Source organism: Streptomyces sp. NPDC052016 (assembly GCF_044548445.1).
Classification (GTDB): Bacteria; Actinomycetota; Actinomycetes; order Streptomycetales; family Streptomycetaceae; genus Streptomyces.
Genome location: NZ_JBIUBX010000067.1, coordinates 1 through 2160, shown reverse-complemented (window position 1 = coordinate 2160; position 2160 = coordinate 1). Strand labels below are relative to the sequence as shown.

Here is a 2160-nt window from a genome sequence, read left to right as displayed (position 1 = left end):
CGGGCGTATGACCTCCGTCGGCGGGACCACCCGCCGGAACAGCATCCACAAATCGTCGGGCACCAACCGCTCGATCAAATCCGTCATGCACGGTTTCAACGAGCGATCACACCATCAGAAACGGCGTCTTATCCCAGCATGACTTACTTCGTCTGCTTGAGTCACTACGTTCGGCGGATGGTCTTGAACTGGCCCGGGAGGTCGCCGAACGTCTGCTGCAGGAACTGATCGAGGCCGAGGCGAGTGCCAAGATCGGCGCTGAGTGGGGAGAGCACACCGAAACTCGCACGACCTGGCGCAACGGTCACAGAGAGAAGACGGTGACCACGCAGGCCGGCGATCTCGAGCTCGCGATCCCGAAGCTGCGGGCGGGCAGTTTCTTTCCCAGTCTGCTGGAGCGTCGGAGGCGCATTGACCAGGCTCTCTACGCGGTCGTCATGGAGGCCTACGTCCACGGCGTCTCCACCCGGTCGGTCGATGACCTCGTCAAAGCCCCCGGCTCCGACACCGGTATATCCAAAAGTGAGGTCTCCCGGATCTGCGCGGACCTGGACGAACAGCTGGACGCGTTCCGCACCCGCCCGCTGGACCACATCCGCTTCCCCTATCTCTTCCTCGACGCCACCTACGTCAAGGCCCGTGTCCACCACCGCATCGTCTCCCAGGCCGTCGTGATCGCCACCGGCGTCACCCAGGACGGCGGCCGCGAGGTCGTCGGCGTCATGGTCGGCGACAGCGAAACCGAAGCCTTCTGGGCCCAGTTCCTGCGTCATCTGCGCGAACGCGGGCTGACCGGCGTCCGCCTGGTCATCTCCGACAGCCACAGCGGCCTGGTCAAAGCGATCCGCAAAGTCATGCTCGGCGCCGCCTGGCAGCGCTGCCGGGTCCACTTCGTCCGCAACGTCTTCGCCGTCATCCCGAAGGGCTCTGCGGAGATGGTCGCAGCCACGATCCGCACGATCTTCGCCCAGCCCACCGCGGACGCGGTCCGCACCCAGCTCGACACCGTCGCCGACATGCTCGGCCGCCAGTTCCCCAAGGTCAGGGAGATGCTGCTCGAGGCGAAGGAGGACCTGACCGCATTCGCGGACTTCCCCCACCAGCACTGGAAGAAGATCCAGTCCACGAACCCGCTCGAGCGGCTGAACCGCGAGATCAAACGCCGCACCGACGTCGTCCAAGTCTTCCCGAACCCGCCCGCCGTCCTCCGCCTCGCCACCGCCGTCCTCGCCGAACTCCACGACGAATGGATCGCCTTCCCCCGCCGCTACCTCTCCAACGAGAGCATGGACGCCCTCTACGCCGACGACACGATCGTCCTGCCGGCCACATCAAACGACTGATCGCCTACACCACGACAAGGGACATAACCGCAGGTTCAGAGGCTGCGGGCGAAGAATCGTGATCGTGAAGGTCGGTCGCCTGCACGGCGAGAGTCACTATGCCTCAGCCGAACACGACCTCCCTGCCCGGCATCATGACCTTGATGAGGATCGACTCTGCGCCCATGGCGTAGGACAGCGAGCGACTGGCCCTGCTGACACTGGAGGAGGTTCACACCCTGCCTACGGTGCTGCGGACGGTCGCGCAGGATGACCGCCCGGTGGCGGCGGCGGAGGGGCTGTCAAACGAGATCGCCCGTTGAGACGGCCACTTGCCTGTTCGTCCGACCGGCACCACTTGCGTGCGGTGTCTAGTAGGGCTTGGTCAGATTCGTATCGGGATGGGTATGTCGCGGTGGCAAGTGGGGCAGGCGCCGGCCCAGAGGGCGAGGAGTGTCTGCAACTCGTGGACGACTTGGTAGAGGCTCAGGCCTGCGCCGGGTCTTTTGGGTCTCGTGCCAGCCGTTGGAGGGTGCAGAAGGCGTGGGCGGCGGAGACGAGGGTGACGTGGTGGTGCCAGCCGTTCCAGGTGCGGCCTTCGAAGTGGGCCAGTCCCAGGGCTTGTTTCATTTCGCGGTAGTCGTGCTCGATGCGCCAGCGGAGCTTGACCAGACGGACCAGGGTGGCCAGTGGCATGCCGGAGGGCAGGCTGGAGAGCCAGAACTGGATCGGCTCGGGCTCGTCGGCGGGCCATTCGGCCAGCAGCCAGCGCTCGGGCAGTTCCGGATCGTCGGCCGCCTTGCGGATGCCGCGTCCAGCGGGGCGGACCCGAAGGGCG

General features: G+C 65.8%; 2 protein-coding genes. One reads left to right on the top strand and one right to left on the bottom strand.

Annotation, left to right across the window (positions count from 1 at the left end):
- The first annotated feature begins 113 nt into the window (after positions 1 to 113).
- Positions 114 to 1343, top strand: coding sequence for an IS256 family transposase (locus ACIHAR_RS39660; RefSeq protein WP_400024126.1), 1230 nt, complete (start codon positions 114 to 116; stop codon positions 1341 to 1343).
- A gap of 465 nt (positions 1344 to 1808) precedes the next feature.
- Here ACIHAR_RS39660 and ACIHAR_RS39655 read toward each other — a convergent pair.
- Positions 1809 to 2160, bottom strand: a 352-nt coding sequence (locus ACIHAR_RS39655; RefSeq protein ID WP_400024124.1) for a transposase, incomplete at its 5' end; no start/stop codon positions are given.